Source organism: Kitasatospora sp. NPDC088346 (assembly GCF_044740765.1).
Lineage (GTDB): Bacteria > Actinomycetota > Actinomycetes > Streptomycetales > Streptomycetaceae > Kitasatospora.
Genome location: NZ_JBIURH010000012.1, coordinates 25,530 through 47,357, shown reverse-complemented (window position 1 = coordinate 47,357; position 21,828 = coordinate 25,530). Strand labels below are relative to the sequence as shown.

14 protein-coding genes are annotated in these 21,828 nt (G+C 72.9%); 10 read left to right on the top strand and 4 right to left on the bottom strand.

Going from position 1 to position 21,828, the window contains the following annotated elements:
* Positions 1-14: 14 nt before the first annotated feature.
* Both ACIOFR_RS18090 and ACIOFR_RS18085 read right to left on the bottom strand, forming a co-directional pair.
* Positions 15-1,622 carry a glycosyltransferase family 87 protein gene (locus ACIOFR_RS18090; protein ID WP_400998088.1) on the bottom strand — a complete coding sequence of 536 codons (1,608 nt, stop codon included), beginning with the start codon at positions 1,620-1,622 and terminating at the stop codon, positions 15-17.
* Between the two features lie 137 nt (positions 1,623-1,759).
* A complete protein-coding gene (locus tag ACIOFR_RS18085) occupies positions 1,760-4,339 on the bottom strand; it encodes a transglycosylase domain-containing protein (RefSeq protein WP_400998085.1) in 2,580 nt (859 codons plus the stop codon).
* A gap of 396 nt (positions 4,340-4,735) precedes the next feature.
* Here ACIOFR_RS18085 and ACIOFR_RS18080 point away from each other — a divergent pair, with 396 nt between their 5' ends.
* The 4 genes from ACIOFR_RS18080 (at position 4,736) to ACIOFR_RS18065 (ending at position 8,818) form a co-directional block, all read left to right on the top strand.
* On the top strand, positions 4,736-5,407 hold the full coding sequence (locus ACIOFR_RS18080; protein WP_400998082.1) for a PadR family transcriptional regulator: 672 nt from the start codon (positions 4,736-4,738) through the stop codon (positions 5,405-5,407).
* A 147-nt stretch (positions 5,408-5,554) separates the two neighbouring features.
* Positions 5,555-6,637 carry an inositol-3-phosphate synthase gene (locus tag ACIOFR_RS18075; protein ID WP_400998079.1) on the top strand — a complete coding sequence of 361 codons (1,083 nt, stop codon included), beginning with the start codon at positions 5,555-5,557 and terminating at the stop codon, positions 6,635-6,637.
* 144 nt (positions 6,638-6,781) lie between these two features.
* Positions 6,782-8,131, top strand: a complete 1,350-nt coding sequence (locus ACIOFR_RS18070) for an MFS transporter (RefSeq protein ID WP_400998076.1) — start codon at positions 6,782-6,784, stop codon at positions 8,129-8,131.
* Positions 8,132-8,182: 51 nt separating this feature from the next.
* A complete protein-coding gene (locus tag ACIOFR_RS18065; RefSeq protein WP_400998073.1) occupies positions 8,183-8,818 on the top strand; it encodes a hypothetical protein in 636 nt (211 codons plus the stop codon).
* Between the two features lie 33 nt (positions 8,819-8,851).
* On the opposite strand, the gene ACIOFR_RS18060 is transcribed toward ACIOFR_RS18065, so the two are convergent.
* Positions 8,852-9,568: a restriction endonuclease gene (locus ACIOFR_RS18060; RefSeq protein ID WP_400998070.1), complete on the bottom strand. Its 717-nt coding sequence runs from the start codon at positions 9,566-9,568 to the stop codon at positions 8,852-8,854.
* Positions 9,569-9,845: 277 nt separating this feature from the next.
* Between ACIOFR_RS18060 and ACIOFR_RS18055 the strand changes: the two genes are divergently transcribed.
* Positions 9,846-10,664, top strand: coding sequence for a hypothetical protein (locus tag ACIOFR_RS18055; RefSeq protein ID WP_400998068.1), 819 nt, complete (start codon positions 9,846-9,848; stop codon positions 10,662-10,664).
* Positions 10,665-10,692: 28 nt separating this feature from the next.
* On the opposite strand, the gene ACIOFR_RS18050 is transcribed toward ACIOFR_RS18055, so the two are convergent.
* On the bottom strand, positions 10,693-12,129 hold the full coding sequence (locus ACIOFR_RS18050) for a CCA tRNA nucleotidyltransferase (RefSeq protein WP_400998471.1): 1,437 nt from the start codon (positions 12,127-12,129) through the stop codon (positions 10,693-10,695).
* Positions 12,130-12,491: 362 nt separating this feature from the next.
* On the opposite strand from ACIOFR_RS18050, the gene ACIOFR_RS18045 reads away from it, so the two are divergent.
* From ACIOFR_RS18045 to ACIOFR_RS18025, 5 genes are all read left to right on the top strand, one after another.
* Entirely contained in the window at positions 12,492-14,855 is a 2,364-nt protein-coding gene (locus tag ACIOFR_RS18045) for a DUF6049 family protein (protein WP_400998065.1), read from the top strand.
* A 47-nt stretch (positions 14,856-14,902) separates the two neighbouring features.
* Complete coding sequence (gene murJ / locus ACIOFR_RS18040) at positions 14,903-17,317, top strand: murein biosynthesis integral membrane protein MurJ (protein ID WP_400998063.1); 2,415 nt, start codon at positions 14,903-14,905, stop codon at positions 17,315-17,317.
* A gap of 265 nt (positions 17,318-17,582) precedes the next feature.
* Entirely contained in the window at positions 17,583-19,982 is a 2,400-nt protein-coding gene (locus ACIOFR_RS18035; RefSeq protein ID WP_400998061.1) for a hypothetical protein, read from the top strand.
* A gap of 23 nt (positions 19,983-20,005) precedes the next feature.
* Entirely contained in the window at positions 20,006-20,740 is a 735-nt protein-coding gene (gene sigM, locus ACIOFR_RS18030) for an RNA polymerase sigma factor SigM (protein ID WP_400998058.1), read from the top strand.
* Complete coding sequence (locus tag ACIOFR_RS18025) at positions 20,737-21,729, top strand: zf-HC2 domain-containing protein (protein WP_400998056.1); 993 nt, start codon at positions 20,737-20,739, stop codon at positions 21,727-21,729. Before sigM ends, ACIOFR_RS18025 begins: the two co-directional genes overlap by 4 nt.
* Positions 21,730-21,828 lie beyond the last annotated feature (99 nt).

The window sequence follows — 21,828 nt, the reverse complement described above, 5'->3', positions numbered from 1 at the left end:
GGGCCCTGTCCGGCCTAGGCCTCCGGTCCGACCCGCTTCTCGACCGACACCACGTCGGTCGGCACCACGTCCACCGGCCGGGCGTCCAGCTCGGCCGCGGTGCTCGGCGTCAGCCAGTCCGGCTCACCCGCGGGGGCGTACTGCGCGTAGGTCGCCTCCTCGCGCAGCCGCCGGGCGGTGCCGAGCACGAAGCGGTCCGGCGTGTAGTCCAGCACGCCGCCGGAGGGGTCGTCGCTGCCGTCCCAGCGGACCGGGTCGCGGTCCGGGTGGAGGATGTCGCGGACCACCATGAAGCACAGGTAGAGCGTGCCGACCAGGTGCAGCACGATCGCCACGTGGTACCAGTCCTGGCCGATGCCGTGCTGCTTGGAGTCGCCGATGTAGGCCAGGTAGGACCAGACGCCCAGGAAGTAGAGCGCCTCGCAGGCCTGCCAGATCAGGAAGTCGCGCCAGCGCGGCCGGGCCAGCGCCGCCAGCGGGATCAGCCAGAGCACGTACTGCGGCGAGTAGACCTTGTTGGTCAGCACGAACGCGGCGACCACCAGGAAGGCCAGCTGCGCGAAGCGCGGACGGCGCGGGGCGGACAGCGCCAGCCAGCCGACGCCCAGGCAGCAGGCCACCAGCAGCGCGCCGATCCAGGTGTTGAGGGTGGCCAGCTGCTCGTTGCGGTCCTGCATGAGGATCAGCCAGAACGAGCCGAAGTCCTCCTTGCGGGTCTGGCTGAAGGTGTAGAAGGTCGCCCAGCCGTCCCGGTTGGCGACGATGACCGGCAGGTTGACCACCAGCCAGGCGCCGACCGCGCCGCCGAGGGCCTGGCCGAACGCCCGCCAGCGGCCGGCCCGCCAGCAGAGCACCAGCAGTGGGCCGAGCAGCAGCAGCGGGTAGAGCTTGGCCGCCGTGGCCAGGCCGATGAACACCCCGGACCAGCCGGGCCGGGAGTTCGCCCAGTAGGCCATCGCCACCGCGGTGAGCGCCACCGCCAGCAGGTCCCAGTTGATGGTGGCGTCCAGCGCCAGGCAGGGTGCCAGTGCGAACAGCAACGCGTCCCAGGGCCTTCGCCGGTGGGTGCGGGACACCGCCACCACCGCGACCACCACGCAGATCAGCAGCATCACCGCGTTGACGGCCCAGAACCACTGCTCGCGGTGCTCCAGCGTGCCGTCCGGCGTGGTCAGCCAGGCGGCGACCTGCATGAACAGGCCGGTGAGCACCGGGTACTCCAGGTACTGCATGTCCGGCGAGGGCGACGGCAGCTTGTCGAGGTAGGGGTGCAGCCCCTGGTCGAAGCCGCGGCCCGAGTAGAGGTGCGGGATGTCGCTGTAGCAGGCGTGGGTGTACTGCGCGGTCGCCCCGCGGAACCAACCGCCGTCGTAGCAGGGCGCCTTCTGCACCATGCCGAGCACGTAGACGACGATCACGACCAGGGCCAGGAACCGGGCCGGGATCCACCAGGAGGTCCCGAGCAGGGCCCGCCGGCCGGGCGGACCGCCGAGGAACTCACTGCCGGCCGCCGCCACCGGGTCCTCGTCCGCGGGGACGACCACCGTGTTGGGCAGCGGCCGGTCGACCGGGTCCGGGGCGGGGGCGGGCCCGGCGGCCTCGTCACGCGTGCTCGACGTCATGGCGGACATACTGCCGCACCGGCGGCCCCACGAGGAGACTCCCCTCCCGACGGGCCTCCCCCGGACGGCCGAACGCCGGCCGCCCCGGGAGGGGCGGCCGGCGTTCGGGTACGGCTCACCGGATCGGTCGGAACCGGTCAGGGGACGGGAACCTGGCTCCCCGACGTACTCGCCGAGGGCGAGGCCGACTTGCTGCCCGACGGCTTGCCGGTGGGCTTGGACGGGCTGGACGACGGGCACAGCGGCCCGAGCAGACAGGACGGGCCCGGGTCCGGCGCTGTGGCGCTCGGCGAGGCGCTCGGCGAGGCCGACGCGCTCGGACCGGGCTGCGGCTCGGCCGGCGCCGAGGCGCTCGGGCTGTCGCTGGCCGAGGCCGAGGGCGACGCCGAGACCGGCGCACCGGAGGAGTCGACCTCCTCGCCGATCGGCTCCGGGTCCGGGAAGTCCATCTTGGGCTGGCCGTTGAGGGCCAGCTTCATGTACCGGGTGAAGATGTCGGTCGGGAAGTCACCACCGTGCACGGACTCGTGGCCGGCGGTGCCGTTCAGCGAGAGCAGCTTGGACGTGCCCGGCTCCTCGCGCCACATGCCGACCGCGGTGGACAGCTGCGGGGTGTACCCCACCCACCAGGCCGAGGTGCCGGCGTCGGTGGTACCGGTCTTGCCCGCCACCGGCCGCCCGAGGGTGTTGGTCTTGGTACCGGTACCGGCCTTCGCCACGTTCTCCAGCACGTCGGTGACGTTGTCGGCGACCGCCTGGTCCAGCACCGACTTGGCCGGCTGCTTGGTGAAGGTGGGCAGTTCCTTGCCGTCCTTGAGCACCTTGCTCACCGAGTACGGATCGGCCTGCTGGCCGCGCGCGGCGAACACCGCGTAGGCCGACGCCATCCGGATCGAGCTCGGCGTCGAGGTGCCCAGCGGGTAGGTCAGGGTGGAGGACGGCCGCAGGCTCTCCTTACGCAGGCCCAGCTTGAGCACCATGTCCTCGACGGCCTTGCCGCCGACGTCCTGGCCGAGCTGGACGAACGGCACGTTGTACGAGTACTGCATGGCGGTCTTCAGCGAGACGTAACCCGGGTTGTTCCGGCTGTCGTTGCGCTGGTGGTAGGGCTTGCCGTCGTCGCCGATGGCGGGCGAGCCGTTCGCCAGGTGGATCTCGGAGTTGTCGTCGGCCAGGTACTTCGACGCCGAGTTGATCCGCTTGGGCTTGCCCTGGTTGTCGGTCTGGGTCAGCACGCCGGTCTGCATCGCGGTGGCCAGCACGAACGGCTTGAAGGTCGAGCCGACCGGGACGCCGGTGCTGTCCGCGTTGTTGGAGTAGTGCCCGTTCTCGATCCCGGGGCCGCCGTAGAGGGCGACGATCGCGCCGTCACCGGGCCGCACCGAGGCGGCGCCGACCTGGACGAACTTGTCCGCCTCGCGCTTGTCGGGCTTCAGCGAGTCGGCCTGCACGTCGTCGACGGCCTTCTTGAGCTGCTCCACCTTGTCCTTCTCGAAGGTGGTGTAGATCGTGTAGCCGCCCTTGTCCAGCATCTGCTGGGTGATCGAGGGGTCCTTGCTGGTCAGGAACTTGTTGGCGGTGTCGACGAGGTAGTAGACCTCGCCGTTCATGTTCGCCGGGGCCTTGCGGTCGATCGGCTTGGGGAACTCCTGGCCGCACGCGTCGCGGTCGGTCTGGGAGAGCTTCTTGGTGGCCACCATGCGGCCGAGGATCCAGGTCCAGCGCTCCTGCATGTTCTTGCGGTTGCCGTCGCTCAGCGTCGGGTCGTAGACCGCGGCGCCCTTGAGCAGGGCCGCCAGCATCGCGCCCTGGCAGACGTTCACGTCCTTGGCGTCGACGCCGTAGTAGGCCTGCGCGGCGGCCTGGATGCCGGTCGCGCCGCGTCCGTACCAGGCGGTGTTCAGGTACCCGGTGAGGATCTCGTCCTTGGACTGCTGACCGTTGATCTTCAGGGTGATGAAGAATTCCTTCATCTTGCGGGTCAGGGTCTGGTCCTGGCTCAGGTACGCGTTCTTCACGTACTGCTGAGTGATCGTCGAGCCGCCCTGGGTCTCACCGCCGGTGGCCATCTTGTAGACGGCGCGGGCGATGCCCTTGGGGTCCACGCCGCTGTCGTCGCGGAAGGACTCGTTCTCGGCCGCGATCACCGCGTCCTGAGCGGGCCGGCTTATGTTCGCCAGCTCGACGATCTGGCGGTTGGTGGTGCCCTTGCGGGTCATCTCCGAGCCGTCGGCCCAGTAGTAGATGTTGTTCTGCTCGTGCACGAGGTCGTTCAGCTTCGGCACCGGGGTCATCTGGTACGCCACCCCGACCGTGGCCACGCCGCCGCCGAGGAAGATCAGGAAGAGGCTGAGCACCAGCTTCCAGGAGGGCAGCCACCGGCGGAACCCGGACTTGCCGAACCTCGGGTAGTCGATGAACCGCTTCTTCCCGGGCTTGCCGTTCTTCCCGGTCCGCCCGGCGCCGGGGCCCGGCTGGTCACCGCGGGCGCCGTTCTTCTGGCCCTGCCGGCGCATCTCCGCCCGGCTCATCCGCGGCTGCTGAGCGGTCTCCCGGACACCGCGCCGGATGCCGTCGGAGCGCAGCTGGTCGGGGCCGCCGCCGGAGCCGGACGCACCCTGCGCCGGACCGCCGTGGCCGTACGGGCTCCGGCCGTCCCCGCCGGGAGACTGCTCCCCGTCGCCCGGGTTGGACGACCTCCGCCGTCGTTCGCTCATCGTTCAGCAACTCCTCGGTCAGGCCCTGCGGACCTGAAGGCAGGGTTCTCGGCGCCCGAGGCCGGCCCGCCCGGGAACAGGTGGTTCCTCAATGGCGGTCCTCGTGCACACGCGACAGCGTACGCATCTCTGAAACCGTACTAATCGGGCATCAAGTCGCAATAGCCGCAAACGGCCGGCAGATCATTACATGCCCGTTGCGGAGCACCGCCCGTGCGCACGCGACAAGCACGTTCGATTCCGCTCCGGACGGCTTGTGATCACGTTCACGCGAGCCCCCCTTGCTCGTTCCGTGACCCAGGTTTACTGTTCTCGATATATCGAGCCGATACATCGGGACGGCATAAGCCGCTCGGCGGTCGGCCGTCATGACTGCAGGGGAAGGAGGCGGGCAGGGTGAGCAGGCGCTCCGGAGTGCTGGAATTCGCCGTCCTCGGTCTGCTCCACGACGCCCCGATGCACGGGTACGAGCTGCGCAAGCGGCTCAACGTCCTGCTCGGGTCGTTCCGCGCCTTCTCCTACGGCACGCTCTACCCCTGCCTGAAGAACCTGGTGGCCCAGGGCTTCCTGGTCGAGGACAACCCGGACTCCGAGTACGTCCCCGCCACCGCGCTCAACGGCAAGCGGTCGAAGATCGTCTACCGGCTCTCCCCGGAGGGCAAGGAGCGCTTCGAGGAGCTGCTCGCCGAGTCCGGTCCGGACGCCTGGGAGGACGAGCACTTCGGAGTGCACTTCGCCTTCTTCGGCCGGACGGACAAGGCCGTGCGGATGCGCGTGCTGGAAGGCCGCCGCAGCCGGCTGGAGGAGCGGCTGGAGCGGATGCGGAGCTCGATCGCCCGCACCCGCGAACGGTTCGACGACTACACGCTGGAACTCCAGCGGCACGGTCTCGAATCGGTGGAGCGCGAGGTCCGATGGCTGAACGAGCTGATCGAGACCGAGCGGGCCAACCGCAACGTCCGCGGCGGACCCCAGTCCGGCCCACCACAGACTTCGGACGGCCGTGGCCAGGAGGCCGGGTCCCTCGACCCGCCGAGGCCACCGCACGACCGCCCGGGGCGTTCCTGAGTGGAGCGCTGCACCGTGCGCGCCCCGGCGCTCACGGTAGGTGAGGGCGCCTCGTGCGCCCGTCAGACAAGTACGACAGTCATACAGATGCTGAACGAGAACCGCTGAACCACGGCGGATCTCATGAGATCTCAGGGAGCAACCGGAATGGGTTCGGTTCGCGTAGCCATCGTCGGCGTGGGCAACTGCGCCGCCTCGCTGGTGCAGGGTGTCGAGTACTACAAGGACGCCGACCCGGCCGGCAAGGTCCCCGGGCTGATGCACGTGCAGTTCGGCGAGTACCACGTCCGTGACGTCGACTTCGTCGCCGCCTTCGACGTCGACGCCAAGAAGGTCGGCTTCGACCTGGCCGACGCCATCGGCAACAGCGAGAACAACACCATCAAGATCTGCGACGTGCCGCCGACCGGCGTCACCGTCCAGCGCGGCCACACCCTCGACGGCCTGGGCAAGTACTACCGGGAGACCATCGAGGAGTCCGACGAGGCCCCGGTCGACGTCGTCCAGATCCTCAAGGACCGCCAGGTCGACGTCCTCGTCTGCTACCTGCCGGTGGGCTCCGAGGCCGCCGCCAAGTTCTACGCCCAGTGCGCCATCGACGCCAAGGTCGCCTTCGTGAACGCCCTCCCGGTGTTCATCGCCGGCACCAAGGAGTGGGCGGACAAGTTCACCGAGGCCGGCGTGCCGATCGTCGGTGACGACATCAAGTCCCAGGTGGGCGCCACCATCACGCACCGCGTGATGGCGAAGCTCTTCGAGGACCGCGGTGTCGTCCTCGAGCGCACCATGCAGCTGAACGTCGGCGGCAACATGGACTTCAAGAACATGCTCGAGCGCGAGCGCCTGGAGTCCAAGAAGATCTCCAAGACGCAGGCCGTCACCTCGCAGATCCGCGACCGCGAGCTGGGCGCCAAGAACGTCCACATCGGCCCGTCCGACTACGTCGCGTGGCTCGACGACCGCAAGTGGGCGTACGTCCGCCTCGAGGGCCGCGCCTTCGGTGACGTCCCGCTGAACCTCGAGTACAAGCTCGAGGTCTGGGACTCCCCGAACTCGGCCGGTGTCATCATCGACGCCGTCCGCGCCGCGAAGATCGCCAAGGACCGCGGCATCGGTGGCCCGATCCTGTCGGCCTCCTCGTACTTCATGAAGTCCCCGCCGGTCCAGTACTTCGACGACGAGGCCCGCGAGAACGTCGAGAAGTTCATCAAGGGTGAGGTCGAGCGCTGATCCCGGCGCCCGCCCAACGCTGAGCTCAGTCCTTCTGACGCTCTGTGACCCGAGGGGGTCCCGGTCGAGCACCGGGACCCCCTCGGGCGTTCCCGGCCCATGTTTCACGTGAAACACGGGCCGTCGGCATGGCACCCTGGGCGGGTGTCGATCACGGAGCACGGACAGCCGCAGACCCCGCACCGGACCCCGCTGGGCAGGCTGGTCCGCGGCCGGGACTTCCGGCGCCTGCTGACCGTACGGATGCTCTCGCAGCTCTCCGACGGCGTCTTCCAGGTCTCGCTGGCCGCCTACGTGATCTTCTCCCCCGAGCGGCAGTCCTCGCCCGCCGACATCGCGGCCGTCCTCGCCGTGATGCTGCTGCCGTTCTCCGTGGTCGGACCGTTCGCCGGCGTGATGCTGGACCGCTGGCGGCGGCGCCGGGTGCTCCAGCTCGGCAACCTGGCCCGGTTCGGACTCGGGCTGGCCACCGCGGCCATGCTGCTCGGCGGGGCCCCGGAGTGGCTCTTCTTCGCCGCCGCGCTGCTGGTGACCGCGCTCAACCGGTTCATCCTGGCCGGTCTCTCCGCCGCCCTGCCGCGGGTCGTGGACTCCGGTGAGCTGGTGACGGCCAACGCCGTCTCCCCCACCCTGGGCACCGTCGCCGCGGCGGCCGGCGGCGGTCTCGGCTTCCTGGTGCACCAGCTGCTCCCGCCCGGACGCCAGGCCGACGCCGTCCTGGTCACCCTGGCCGCCGTGCTCTACCTGGCCGCGGCACTGGCGGCGCTGCGGATCCCGCTGGACCTGCTGGGCCCGGCGCAGCACCCCGGGCGGCCGCCACTGCGGCAGGCCCTGGCCACCGCCGGGCAGGGACTGCTGGCGGGTGTCCGGCACCTGGTGCACGACTGCCGGCCGGCGGCGCACGCACTCGTCGCCGTCACGATCGCCCGGTTCTGCTACGGGGTGCTGATCGTGGTCGTGCTGATGCTCTCCCGGTACACCTTCAACAGCTCGCAGGACAGCGCGGCCGGCCTGGCCACGCTCGGGCAGGCCGTCGCGTTCTCGGCCGTCGGCTTCTTCCTCGCGGCGGTGGTGAGCCCCTGGTGCACCCGGCGGCTCGGCCTGTCCGGCTGGATGACCGTCTGCCTGGCGTCGGCCGCCGTGTTCGTCCCGGCGCTGGGGCTGTCCTTCGCGGAGGTCCCGGCGATGGTGGCGGCACTGCTGCTCGGCGTGGTCACCCAGGGCACGAAGATCTGCGCGGACACCCTCGTCCAGGAGTCGGTGGAGGACGAGTACCGGGGCCGGGTCTTCGCCCTCTACGACGTCCTGTTCAACATCTCCTTCGTGGCCGCGGCCGGGGTGACCGCCCTGGTCCTGCCGCTGGACGGCCGTTCGGTCGGCGTGATCGCGGGCGTCGCCGTGGTCTACGCGCTCGGCGCCGTCTGGTACGCCCGGGCCGCCCGGCGCACCGCGGCCGCCGCGGCCGGCCCGGTGGACCCCTCCGGAAGTCGCTAAGGTACGTCAGCGCGCAGCGCCGCCACCACAGTTGATTCGGGGGAAAAACTGATGAGCACACCGCCGCCCCATCCGTACGGCTCACCCCAGTACGGCGCCCAGCCGTACGGCGCACCCCCGTACGGACCGCCGACCGGACCGCAGCCGTACGGCACCCCGCCCCCGCCCGGGTACGGCGCACCGGTACCGCCTCCCGGGTACGGCCAGCCCGGTTACGGACAGCCCGGGTACGGCCAGCCCGGTTTCCCACCGCCCGGCCACGGCCCGCAGCCCCAGCAGCTCCCGCCGCAGGGGTTCGCGCCACAGGGCTACCCGCAGCCGGCCCCCGCGCCGCCGAAGCCCCGGCGGCCGTTGCGCTTCTGGTTCCGCACGGTGGGCGTGAGCCTCGGCCTGGTCGTCCTGGTGGTGGGCCTGTTCGTCGGCGGCAGCAGCCCGGCGAAGGCCTCCGTCGGTGACTGCGTGCACTCCACCGGCCGCAACAGCCTGGACAAGGTCGCCTGCACCGACCCGAAGGCCGACTACACCGTGCTGAGCCGCTTCAACGACACGACGGACACCGCCAGGTGCGCCAAGACCCCGGGGACCACCGCGCAGTACTGGGGCTCGTCCGGCCGGCGCTGGCACAAGAAGAAGTACGTCCTGTGCCTCGGACCGCGCACCGCGACGGGCCCGGCCAAGAAGAGCTGACCCGGCCGGATCCCGCGCGGCGCCGGAGGGCGGTCAGAGATCGAAGCCCTCCAGGCTGTCCGGCACCCCCTCGTCCAGGGCGTCGAGCAGGCGCTGCCGTCGGCGACCCGCCTCCCACTCCTCGTCGCCCAGCACGGCCCGCTCCAGCCGGTCGACCCGGGCGTCTCGCGCGTCCAGCCGGCGGCTGTTCCCGCCGACCTCGGCCACCAGGGCGTTGAGCAGCGGGACGACGGCCGTTCCCACGACCGAACGCACGACCTGCTCGGCCACCCTGGCGACGGCGGCGTCCGTGCTGCCCTCGGGCATCGCGGCGAGGTTTTCCACAGGCCCCGGTCGGCGATTCACAGGCGCGTGGGAGCGGCCCGCCTGCTCGGCGTCGAGCAGGTAGCACCGCACCTGACGTGCGGTTTCACTGTCCCGCAGGAGCATCGCGACGTTCAGCACGGTGCGCCGGGTGAACAGCGCGAGGGACCTGGCGCGGGACTGGATCCCACAGAGTTCCTTGAAGCAACCCAGTTCCCGACCGGTCACGACCCGGTAGTCGTTGGCCACCAGTTCGGCCCGGTGGTCGAACACCACCGCCTTGATGACGGTCTCAGCGACCCCGAAGTAGGCCGCCGCCACCTCGGTGGTGACGTGGATCCCGTCGGGCAGCAGCCGCAGTGCCCGCACCCGGTCCAGCACCTCGACCCGGCCGGCGACGGTCGACCGCATGGTCGGGGATTCCAGCAGGACGGCGTCGACAGACATGACAGCACCTCAACTCTCCCGGGGACGGCACCTCCGTCCCCGGGAGTAGCGAACGCCCCCGCGCGGACGCGCGTCAGGGCTACCGCCGAGGAACACACGATCGAGCCGGAGCGGCTCAGGTGTCCTATTCCCGTACACGCACGAACTGTCCACCCGTCATCACCCGTCCGGTGATCACGGTTTGATGACCACGGGCCTCCCAGCTGTCCCCGGCCCCACGGGACCAGTAACCTCCGGGTCTTCACGATCTTCGTTCCACACCATCGGGGGACCAGCCTTGTCCACGCCCACACCACCACCGTCGCCGTCGCCGACCCACGGCGCCCCGACCCACGGCGCCCCGGCGTTCGGCGCACCGCCCGTCGGCGCCCCTGGGTTCGGCCCGCCGGCGTTCGACCCGCAGGCCGCCGCGCAGACGCCGCCCCCGCCGCCGTTCCCCCTCCCGCCGCAGCAGGCCTTCGGGGCGCCCGCCCCGTTCGGCTACGGCCCGAGCTGCCGCTTCTGCGGCGCCGTCCCGGCCGTCGCGGCCACGATCCGCGGCCACCAGGGCCTCCTGGTGATCATGAGGTTCCTGAAGCTCCAGGGCCCGTTCTGCCGCACCTGCGGCGTCGCCGCCCACCGCGACATGACCGCGAGGAGCCTGTGGCAGGGCTGGTGGGGCATCGGGTCGATGCTGATCAACCCGATCACCATGCTGGTCAACCTCCCGAACCGGGCGAAGATCAACAAGCTGCCGGAGCCGATCCCCGGCGCCCCGGGCCGGCCGATGGCACCCGGCAAACCGCTGTTCCGGCGGATCGCGGTGCTCGGCTTCCTGATCCCGGCCCTGATCGTCGGCGTGATCGTGCTCGCGGCCCAGCAGGACGCGGACTTCGCCGAGGCCGGTGACTGCCTGGAGAACTCCGGCACCTTCTCCCGGCCCGAGGTCAGCGTCGTCGACTGCTCCGGCCCGGACGCCGACTACGACCTGGTGGGCAAGGTCAGCGGCACCTCGGACACCAAGCGCTGCGCGGTCTACCCGGAGGCCACCATCTCCTTCGTGAAGGAGCAGGGCTCCACCGGCTACGTGCTCTGCCTCAAGCGCCACCGGCGCTGACCCGGCGCCGGCGCCCGCCCTCCCGGCGTCACTGCTGCTGCTCGGCCGCCCACCACTCCCGGAGGGCGGCCTCAGCCGTCTCCCGGTCCATCGGACCGTGCTCCAGCCGCAGCTCCAGGAGGTGCTTGTAGGCCTTGCCGACCTGCGGGCCCGGCCGCAGGCCGAGCAGTTCCATGATCTGGTTGCCGTCCAGCGCCGGCCGGATGGAGTCCAGCTCCTCCTGCTCCTGCAGCCGGGCGATCCGCTCCTCTAGCGAGTCGTACGTCCGCGCCAGCGCCGCCGCCTTCTTGCGGTTTCGGGTGGTGCAGTCGGAGCGGGTCAGCCTGTGCAGGCGCTCCAGCAGCGGGCCCGCGTCGGTGACGTAGCGGCGCACCGCGGAGTCGGTCCACTCGCCGCCGCCGTAGCCGTGGAAGCGCAGGTGCAGCTCGACCAGCCGGGAGACCTCCTCGACCAGTTCCTTCGAGTACTTGAGGTCGCGCATCCGCTTGCGGGTCATCTTGGCGCCGACCACCTCGTGGTGGTGGAAGGACACCCGGCCGTCGGACTCGAACCGCCGGGTCCGCGGCTTGCCGATGTCGTGCAGCAGCGCGGCCAGCCGCAGCACCAGGTCCGGGCCGTCCTGCTCCAGCGCGATGGCCTGCTCCAGGACGGTCAGGGAGTGCTCGTAGACGTCCTTGTGCCGGTGGTGCTCGTCGCGCTCCAGGCGCAGGGCCGGCAGCTCGGGCAGCACGTGGTCGGCCAGGCCGGTGTCGACCAGCAGGCGCAGGCCCTTGACGGGGTGGGCGGCGAGCAGCAGCTTGTTGAGCTCGGCCTGGACCCGCTCGGCGGAGACGATGGTGATCCGCTCGGCCATCGCGGTCATCGCCGCGATGACCTCGGGGGCCGGCTCGAAGTCCAGCTGGGCGGCGAACCGGGCGGCCCGCATCATCCGCAGCGGGTCGTCCGAGAAGGACTCCTCCGGGGTGGCGGGGGTGCGCAGTACCCGGGCCTCCAGGTCGTCGAGGCCGTGGTGCGGGTCGACGAAGCCGCGGCCGGGCAGGTCGACGGCCATCGCGTTGACGGTGAAGTCGCGGCGGACCAGGTCCTGCCCGATGGTGTCGCCGTAGGTCACCTCCGGCTTGCGGGAGGTGCGGTCGTACGCCTCGCTCCGGTAGGTGGTGATCTCGATCAGGAAGCTGCCGTCCGGGGTGTCCTTGCGGGCGCCGACGGTGCCGAAGGCGATGCCCACGTCCCAGACCGCGTCGGCCCAGCCCTTGACCAGCCGGAGGACCTGCTGCGGGCGCGCGTCGGTGGTGAAGTCCAGGTCGTTGCCCAGGCGGCCGAGCAGGGCGTCCCGTACCGAGCCCCCGACCAGCGCGAGCCGGAAACCGGCGGCCTGGAAGCGGCCGGCGATCTCGTCGGCGACCGGGGAGACCCGCAGCAGCTCCTGCAGGCCGCGGGTCTGCGCCTCGCTCAGGCCCGGCAGGGCGGCGACGGCGGCGGAACTGGAATGATTGGCGTTGGACGCGCTGGCAGTGGACACGGCTCACAAGGGTACGTGCCCGTGCCTGCCGGGCGCCCGCCGATATGTCCACCGGTCCCGGCCGGGGGTCCACCCGCAGGCTCAGCGTCCGGCCCGCAACACTGCGGCCCGGCGAGCGTCGTTACCATGCGGGAGGGGACAGGCGGGACGGGACCGTCGCGAACCGGTCGGTCGGGGCTGCCCCGGCACCGTGAGGTGCCGCCGCGGCGCCGCTGACGGCCGGTGGATGGGGTGGGTCGGCCCGGTGTCGAGTGACTGATTCTGCAACGAGGACGGCGAGGGCGAAACGCGTGGACGAGCGAAGCGTGGGGTCTGCCCCGGCCCGGGTCCGGCGGGCGGCCCGCGCCCGCCGCACGGCCCGGCGACTGGGCGGTCTCCTGGCGGCCGGTGCGGTGCTGCTGTGCACCGCCGCACTGCCCGCCGCCGCGGCTCCGGCGGCCCCGGCCGCCCCCGACTACCCGGCGGCCATGAGCATCGGCACGGTCACCCCGGCGACGGCCGGTGAGAACGGCACCGTGACGATCACCGGCCAGGTGGTCAACGCCGGCCGCGAACCCCTCAAATCCGCCCACGTCGGGGTCCGCGCCCCGCTGTCCGGCAAGAAGCCGCTGGGCACCCGCAGCGAGGTCGCGTCGGTCGCCGACCGCTCCAGCCCCACCGGGACGGACGGCACCGACGTACCCGGCATCCAGATCCAGCTCGGCGACATCGGCCCCGGCCAGTCGCACGACTTCAGCATCCCGGTCACCACCGCGGACCTGGAGCTCTCCCGGCCCGGCGTGTACGAGCTCGCCGTGGACGTCTGGGGCACCGCGGGCGGCGGCCACGAGCGGGTGCTCGGCATCGCCCGCACCTTCCTGCCGTACGCCGTCGAGGCGACCCCCAAGCAGACCCAGGTCTCGGTGGTCTGGCCGATCACGCACGCCCCGGAGCTGGTCGCCCAGACCATGCCCGACAACGACCAGACGCCGGTGCTCCGCGACGACTCCCTGGCCACTGAGCTCGCCCCCGGCGGCCGGCTGCACCGGCTGGTCACCACCGGCGCCGCCCTGCAGAACCTCACCTGGGCCGTGGACCCGGACCTGCTGGACACCGTGTACGCGATGACCAGGCCGTACCGGGTGCAGAAGCCCAACACCGCCGGCGAGTCGGCCCGCGACGACAACACCGTGCCGGGCGCCGGCAGGGACGCGGCCACCGCCTGGCTGGCACTGCTGCGCACCGCGGTCGCCACCGCCGGGCACGAGGTGGTCTCGCTGCCGTACGCCGATCCGGACCTGGCCTCGATCGCGCACAACGGCGCCGGACTGCCGGGCGTGGAGACGGCGCTGCGCAAGGCCGCCACGGCCGGCCGGCTGACCACCGAGGGCCGGCTGTCGGTGGACGTGAAGTCCGACGTGGCCTGGCCGTACCAGGGCTGGCTGGACCGGCGGACGGCCGCCACCGCCCGGACGGTGGGCGGCCGGCTGGTGCTGGTGGACGGGTCCTCGATCCGGGAGTCCGGCTCCCTGGAGTACACCCCCGGAGCGGCCCGTCCGATCGGCGAGGGGCAGACCGCCGTGGTCGCCGACCCGACCGTGTCCGGGCTGTTCCAGTCGGACCTGAAGACGGCCGAGGCGAAGACCTCCGCCGTCCAGCGCTTCCTGGTGGAGACCCTGCTGATCACGCGGCAGATGCCGGAGCAGCAGCGCGGTCTGCTGGTCCTGCCGCCGCGCAACCTCACCGGGGACACCGCCGAGGCCCTCGCCACGGCCGTGCAGAAGGCCCAGCAGGGCGGCTGGGTCGCCCCGGCGGCGCTGCACACGGTGGCCGCCGCCCCGGCCGACCCGGAGGCCGGCACCGGCGTCCCGGACGGCTACCCGCAGGAGCTGGCCGCCTCCGAGCTGTCCGCCGCCGAGCTCGGCAAGACCACGTCGGTGCAGGCCGGGCTGGACAAGCTGATGCTGATCCTGACCCAGCCCCAGCGGGTCCGCGGCCCGTTCAGCGCGGCCATGGTCCGCTCGATGTCGACCGGATGGCGGGAGCAGGCCAGGCCCGGCGCCTCCTACCGCGAGGGCGTGCAGAAGTACCTGGGCAACCTCACCGCCGCGGTGCGGGTGCCGGACAAGAGCGAGATCACCCTGCCGGGTGACAACGCCACGCTGCTGATCAGTGTCAAGAACGACCTCAACCAGGCGGTCGGCAACCTGGAGCTGCGCCTGGTCTCCACCCAGCTGAACCGGCTCAACGTCGGCCCGGCGGAGCCGGTGGTCCTGGACGGCACGACCAGCCGGACGTTCCGCTTCCCCGCCGAGGCACAGGTCAACGGCTCGGTCCAGATGACCGCCCAGCTGTGGACCACCGGCCCCAATCCGCAGGCCTACGGCGAGCCGGTGACCTTCAAGGTCGAGGTCACCTCGGTGGCGAGCGGCGTGCTGTACGTGATCGGCGGCGGGGTGGTGCTGATGGTGCTGGCCGGGGTCCGGTTCTACCTCCAGCGCAAGAAGCACGCCGCCGCGGCGACCGACGCCGACGACGCCGAGGCCGAGGACGGCGAGGCCCCCGAGGCCGACGCCGCCGGCGGGGCGCGGCACGGCGGCGAGGGCAGCGGTGACGGCACCGACGCGGACCCGGCGTCGGCCCTGGATGACGCTGATCGGGCAGCCGGTGATGAGAAGGTTGGTCACTGAGGGTGCCCCGCACCGGACACCCGCCCCCAGCAGCGAATTGAGGTGGCATGACCGGGCCGCGCGAGGAGCGAGCAGACACCCAGGGCAGTGGCGGACCGCAGGTCCGCGGCGCCGGGTCCACCGAATCCGCGGCCGACTGGTACGTCGCCGACACCTTCTCCCGTGACCCGTTCGCGGCCGGGCCCTTCGACCCGGCCGCCGACGACACCGACCCGTACCGCGCGGCGGCCGCCGAGGCCGCCGCCTCGCTGCCCCCGCAGTCCACCGGTCACCCCGCCGGCGAGCCGGACGAGGACCTCCCACCGGCCGCACCGGAACCGCAGCTGACCGCCCCCGCCACCCGCTGGGCCGGGCTGGCGGCGGTCCCCCGCCCCGAGTCGGCGCCGCCCCGCCCGGGGCCCTCCTGGGACCCGGACACGGAGTACGTCGGGGTGGACGACCTGCTGGGCGGCGCGGCCCCGCACGGGCAGCCCCCCGCCGCGGCCGGGGACGACCGCGAGCGGCCCGACCCCGCCGACCGGCCCGAGGAGGCCGAGTCCCCCGAAGCCGCCGAGCGTCCCGAGCCGGACGGACCGAACCGGCCGGACGGGCCTGCGAAGCCGGAGCACCCGGACAAGGCCGGGGAGCAGTTCGTCCCGCCGATCGAGTTCGACCCGCCGCTGTCCGAGGAGGAGGCCCTCCTGCAAGCCGACGCGGCGGTGCGGGAGGCCACCATCGCGGCCCTCGACCGGAACGCCACGGCCTCACCCGCCGCGCAGCCCGCCCCCGGCACCGAGGAGAGCGGCACCGCCGAACCCGGCGCCGAACGGCCGGTCGTGGGCCGGGTGGCCGGTCTGCTCGGCTCCAGCGCGGTGATGGCGGCCGGCACCCTGGTCTCCCGCGCCACCGGCTTCCTGCGCACCATGGTCATCGCCGCCGCGATCGGCGTCGGCACCATGGGCGACTCGTACAACGCCGCGAACACCCTGCCGACCCTGCTGTACATCCTGATCGGCGGCGGCGCGCTGAACGCCGTGTTCGTGCCGCAGCTGGTGCGCAGCATGAAGCAGGACGAGGACGGCGGCACCGCCTACGCCAACCGCCTGCTGACCCTGGTGGTCACCGGCCTGGCCGGCGTGGTCTTCGTGTCGGTGCTCGCCGCGCCGGTCCTGGTGCAGCTGATCTCGCACTCGCTGATGCGCAACCCGGGCAGCGCCGACACCACGGTGGCCCTGGCCAGGTACTGCCTGCCGACCATCTTCTTCATGGGCGTCCACGTGGTGATGGGCCAGATCCTCAACGCCCGGGGCCGGTTCGGCGCGATGATGTGGACCCCGGTCCTCAACAACCTCGTGGTCATCTTCACCTTCGCGATGTACATCAAGGTCTTCGGGACCTTCGAGCACACCGAGGTGACGCCGGACCGGATCTCCTCCGAGGGCATCCGGCTGCTGGGCATCGGCACCCTGCTGGGCCTGGCCGTCCAGGCGCTGTCGATGATCCCGTACCTGCGGGCCTCCGGCTTCCGCTTCCGGCCCCGCTTCGACTGGCGCGGCCACGGCCTCGGCAAGGCCGCCCGGCTGGCCAAGTGGACGTTCCTGTTCGTCCTCGCCAACCAGGCCGGCTACCTCGTGGTGACCCAGCTCGCCACCGCCGCCGGCAGCAACGCGGAGAACCACGGCTACCTGGGCGTCGGCCTCGCCGCCTACTCCAACGCCCTGCTGATCTGGCAGCTGCCGATGGCGGTCATCACCGTCTCGGTGATGAGCGCCGTCCTGCCCCGGCTCTCCCGGTCGGCGGCCGACCAGGACCAGGGCGCCGTCCGCGACGACCTCTCGTACGGGCTGCGCACCTCCGCGGTCGCGATCGTGCCGGGCGCGTTCCTGTTCCTCTCGCTCGGCCCGGTGATCGGCAGCACCATCTACGGCCTCGGCAACGGCGGCGCGGTCGCCCACGGCTCGACCGCCGTCGGCTACATGCTCTCCGCCTTCGCCCTCGGCCTGATCCCGTACTCGGTGCAGTACGTGCTGCTGCGCGGCTTCTACGCCTACGAGGACACCCGCACGCCGTTCTCCAACACGGTCTGGGTGGCGCTGACCCAGGCGGGCACGGCGGTGTTCTTCTTCCTCGTCCTGCCGGACCGCTGGGCGGTGACCGGGATGGCCTTCGGGTACGGCATCTCCTACGCCGTCGGCGTGCTGGTCGCGGTGCCCAGGCTGAAGGCCAGGACGGGCGGGCTGGACACCCCGCGGATCGCCAAGACCTACGTGCGGCTGGCCATCGCCTGCCTGCCCGCCGCCGCGGTCGGCCTGGCGGTGGAGCTGCTGCTGGGTTCGGTGGTCGACGGGTGGTCGGGTGACCTGCTGACCCTCCTGATCGCCGCTACGCTGCAGCTCGGTGTGTTCCTCGTGCTCGCCCGGCGGATGCGGATCGAGGAGCTCAACGCGATGGTCGGCATGGTCCGCAGTCGGCTCGGCCGTTGACCTTTCGTCAACCCGGCCACGCGGATCTCCCGCTCCCTCAGGTGGCCTACTTCGGGCCGGATTCGGCGATCTTCACCGAATCCGGCCCGGTCCCGGCCGAATCCCCCCAGGTGTGCACGAATACGCAACCACTCGGCCTTCTCAGCGGTCGTACCAGGGGGCCGGGAGTGGGCACAATTGTCCTGGCACCGCTCGCCCCCCGCCAGGGACGGGTCGGAGCCGGACTTCTCGGTACCGGGGCGATACAAGGGGAGGCAGGACCACGGTGGCTGATGGCACCAAGGCGGTTGTCGACACGTCCGTGACGGACGCGGCGGCACTCGCCATGGCACTCGGGGAGCTCCCCGAGGAAACCCCGGCGCAGCCGGCCGGCAAGCCGGCCCGCGAGGCCGCAGGGCCCGCCACGACCTCGGCCGGCGCGACCGCGAAGACCCGTGGGAAGGCGAAGCGGAACACCAGGTCCGGCAAGCCCGCGGAGACCGCGCGGGCCACCGGGGCGACCCGGGCCGCCCAGGCCGCGCCGAAGGCACCGGACGCCCCGCGGGGTCCTGGTGCGACGGACGGCCCGCAGGAGCCCGACCAGGCCGACCCGACGGGCGCACCGGACGCGACGGCCGTGCCGGGTGCACCGGACGCGACGGGCGCACCGAAGATCTCCCCGGAGGCCTCCGAGCCCCAGGCTGCGCCCGAGACCGGTGAGGAGCCGGCGTCCGCGGAGGAGGAGTCCGCCTCCGCGGCGGCCCCGACCTCCGAGGACGGCGACGCCGCCGGGGACTCCGGGGACTCCGAGGACACCGGGGACTCCGCCGCGGACGAGGACGCGGACGAGGACGCGGGCACGGATGCGGACGAGACCGCCGACGAAGCCTCCGACGAGGGGACGTCCGAGCCCGACGAGACCCCCGAGCCCGAGGAGCCGGCCGAGAGCACCGCCCCGCTGTCGGCCGCCGAGATCGCCGCCGAACTGGCCGACGGAGCCGCCCGCAGGGCCAAGGAGAAGACCCGGACCGACGCCCCGGACCGTCGTCCCGAGCGTGCCCCCGCCACCAGCACCGAGACCCTCGACGCCGACACCGCCACCCTCCCCGCCACGCTCGCCGCCCCCCTGCGCCGCAGCGGGGACAAGATCGCCGGCCGCTACCGGCTGGAGGAGTGCATCACCCACTCCGAGGTCTTCAGCAGCTGGCGGGCGGTCGACGAGAAGCTCCGGCGCGCCGTCGGCGTCCACCTGCTCGCCGCCCGGCACCGCCGCGCCAAGGCCGTCCTCACCGCGGCCAGGTCGGCGGCCCTGCTCGGCGACCCGCGCTTCGTCCAGGTCCTGGACGCCGTCCAGGAGGGCGACCTGGTCTACGTCATCCGGGAGTGGCTCCCGGACGCGTCCGACCTCGCCCGGCTGTTCGCCGCCGGCCCGATGGAGCCCTACGACGCCTACCAGATGGTCCGTCAGGTCACCGACGCCATCGCCGCCGCCCACCGCCGCGGCCAGGCCCACCTGCGGCTCACCCCGAGCTGCGTGCTGCGGACCGAGACCGGCCAGTACCGGATCAACGGCATCGCCGTGGACGCCGCCATCCGCGGGCTGCCCGTCGAGGACGCCGAGCTCACCGACACCAAGGCCATCGGCGCGCTGCTCTACGCGGCGCTGACCCATCGCTGGCCGTACCCCGAGGACCGCTACGACCTCCAGGGCATGCCCAAGAGCCTCGGCTGCGTCCCGCCCGACCAGGTCAGGGCCGGCATCCACAAGGGGCTCTCCGAGCTGGCCGCCCGCGCGCTCGGCGAGCACCTGCCGCACCACCAGGAGCCGATCACCAGCCCCGAGCAGCTGGCCAAGGCGATCGCCCTGATGCCCAAGATCCGGCAGCCCGAGCCGCCGGCACCGCCCGCCTTCACCCCGCCCCGCTACCCGGCCCACCGCCCGGCCCGGCCCACCCCCGCCCCGGGCGGGGCCGGCGGTCCGACCCGCCCCCGCCCCGGGGGCGAGAGCGCCCACCCCGAGACCACCCGCCCGGTCCCCCCGGCTCCCCGGCCCCGCCGCCGGATGCGGGCCCTGGCCAGGTGGAGCGCCTCCGCCGTCGCCCTGGCCGCGATCGGCCTCGGCTCCTGGCAGCTGGTCGAACACCTCAACCACCGCAAGCACACCTCGGCCGACCAGCCGGCTCCCGTCCAGTCCTCGGCCGGGTCCTCGCCGGCCCCCTCCGCCGGGCCGGTCACCATCGCCGAGCTCCGCAACTTCAACGCCTTCGGCGACGACAAGGACGGTCACTCCTCCGAACTGCCGCTCGCCCGCGACGGCAACCCCGCCACCGCCTGGACCACCCAGGGCTACCAGGACCAGTTCAGCCCCGGCGGCTACCGCCCGGGCAACGGCATCCTGGTCGACCTCGGCTCCCCCCACCAGGTCAGCTCGGTGGACGTCACCCTGATCGGCGACCACCAGGTCGAGCTCAAGGCCGGCCCCACCGGGCTCACCTCCCCGCCCACCGCGGACAAGAACGGCTTCAACAGCCTCGGCCCGTCGATCGCCACCAAGTCCGGGAGCCAGGTCCAGCTCAAGCCCGAGAAGCCGGTCACCACCCGCTACCTCTTGATCTGGCTGACCAGCATCCCCAACGATGGGGAAGCGTTCCGCGGCAAGATCGCCGAGATCAAGGTGAACGGCTGAACCACACCGGAGAGGGGGCGAGGATGGCAGCGGAGCCGACCGACGCCGAACTGCTCGCCCGGCACGCCGCGGGTGACCCGGCCGCCTTCGGCCTCCTGGTCCGGCGCCACCGGGACCGGCTCTGGGCGGTCGCCCTGCGCACCCTGGGCGACCGCGAGGAGGCCGCCGACGCCCTCCAGGACGCCCTGGTGTCCGCCTTCCGGGCCGCCCACACCTTCCAGGGCCGGTCGGCCGTCACCACCTGGCTGCACCGCATCGTGGTCAACGCCTGCCTCGACCGCGCCCGGCGCACCGCCACCCGCCGCACCGGCCCCCTGGACGGCGACCCGGCCCGCCTGGACACCGTCCTGGGCAGCGCCGAGGGCGCCGACGCGGCCGCCGTCCGGGCCGAACTGCGCCGCGAGGTGACCGGCGCGCTCGCCACCCTGCCCGCCGACCAGCGGGCCGCCCTGGTCCTGGTCGACATGGAGGGCTACTCGGTGGCCGAGGCCGCCGAGCTCCTCGACATCCCCGTCGGCACGGTCAAGAGCCGGTGCGCCCGCGGCCGCGCCAAGCTGCTCCCGCTGGTCCGCCACCTGCGCCCCGGCGCCGCCCCTCCGGAGACCGGACCGGCACGGACCGACCCCGGTCCCGGCCGACCACCGAGCGCTGTTTCACGTGAAACACCGCCGGGGAACCCACCGGGCCCCGGCACCGTCCCATCACCGGGCCAGGCACGTCCGGCCACCGCCCTGGAAGGAGATGTGACCACGCGATGACGCCGCACACCCCTTCCCCGCCCCCATCCGACCGGGACGGCGCCGGCGCGCCCGACCCGAACGACGCGAGCGCCCACCCGGACGTGGAGACCCTCGCCGACCTCGCCGAGGACCTGCTCGACCCGGCCGACGCCGCCCCGCTCCGGCAGCACCTCACCGGCTGCCCGGACTGCGCCGACACCTACGCGGCGCTGACCGAGGTCGCCCTGCTGCTCGGCGCCGACCCGGCCCCGACCATGCCCGAGGACGTCGCCGACCGGATCGACGCCGCTCTGGCGGCCGCCGCAGCCGAGCGGACCCCCGCGCCGGAGCCCGGGACACCGGCCGTCGCCCCCGCCCGCACCGCCCCGCCCGGCGGCCCGGCCGGTCCGTCACGTCCCGGGGCCGGCACCGGGCGTGGACCGGCCACCGGTCCCGGCCGTCCGCGCCGGCGCCGCACCGGCCGCATCCTGCTCGGCACCGCCGCCCTCGCGGCCGTGCTGTCCCTCGGCTCCCTCCTGATCACCCAGCCCTGGCAGTCCGGGGCCGGCCCGGCCTCCAGCGCGGCCGGCTCCGACAGCGGCCACGCCGCCGCCCTCGCCCCCGGCAACCGCTCGCCGAAGGCCGCCGCCGAAGGGGCCCCCGAGTACCGCGAGGACCAGCTCGCCCAACAGGTCCGAGACCTGCTCGCCTCGGCGTCCGCCCCGGCCGTCCCCGGATCCCACACCGACGTCCAGCCGGGCATCGGCGCGGAGGGCAGCGTCCCGCCCGGGACGGCCACCGGCTCCCCCACGGCCCCCACCAGCCCGCCGCCCGCCTGCGTCACCCTCGCCGCCGGCCACCCCGGCCGGGCACCGCTCGCGGCCGGCCCCGGCCGGTACGGCACCGACCCGGTCACCGCGCTGGTCTACCCCCTGGACGGCCGCACCGACCTGATGGATGTCTACCTGGTCACCCCGGACTGCCCGGGCGCGAAGGTCCTGCTGCACCGCACCGTCCCGGCGCCCTGACCAGCCAAGGAAGATCCGTCCCCGTACCTTGTGAACCACCGGTCCCACCGCCCCCCGTGCCCGGACTCCGGGCGCCTGGTGCACCGGGGCCTGGGAATG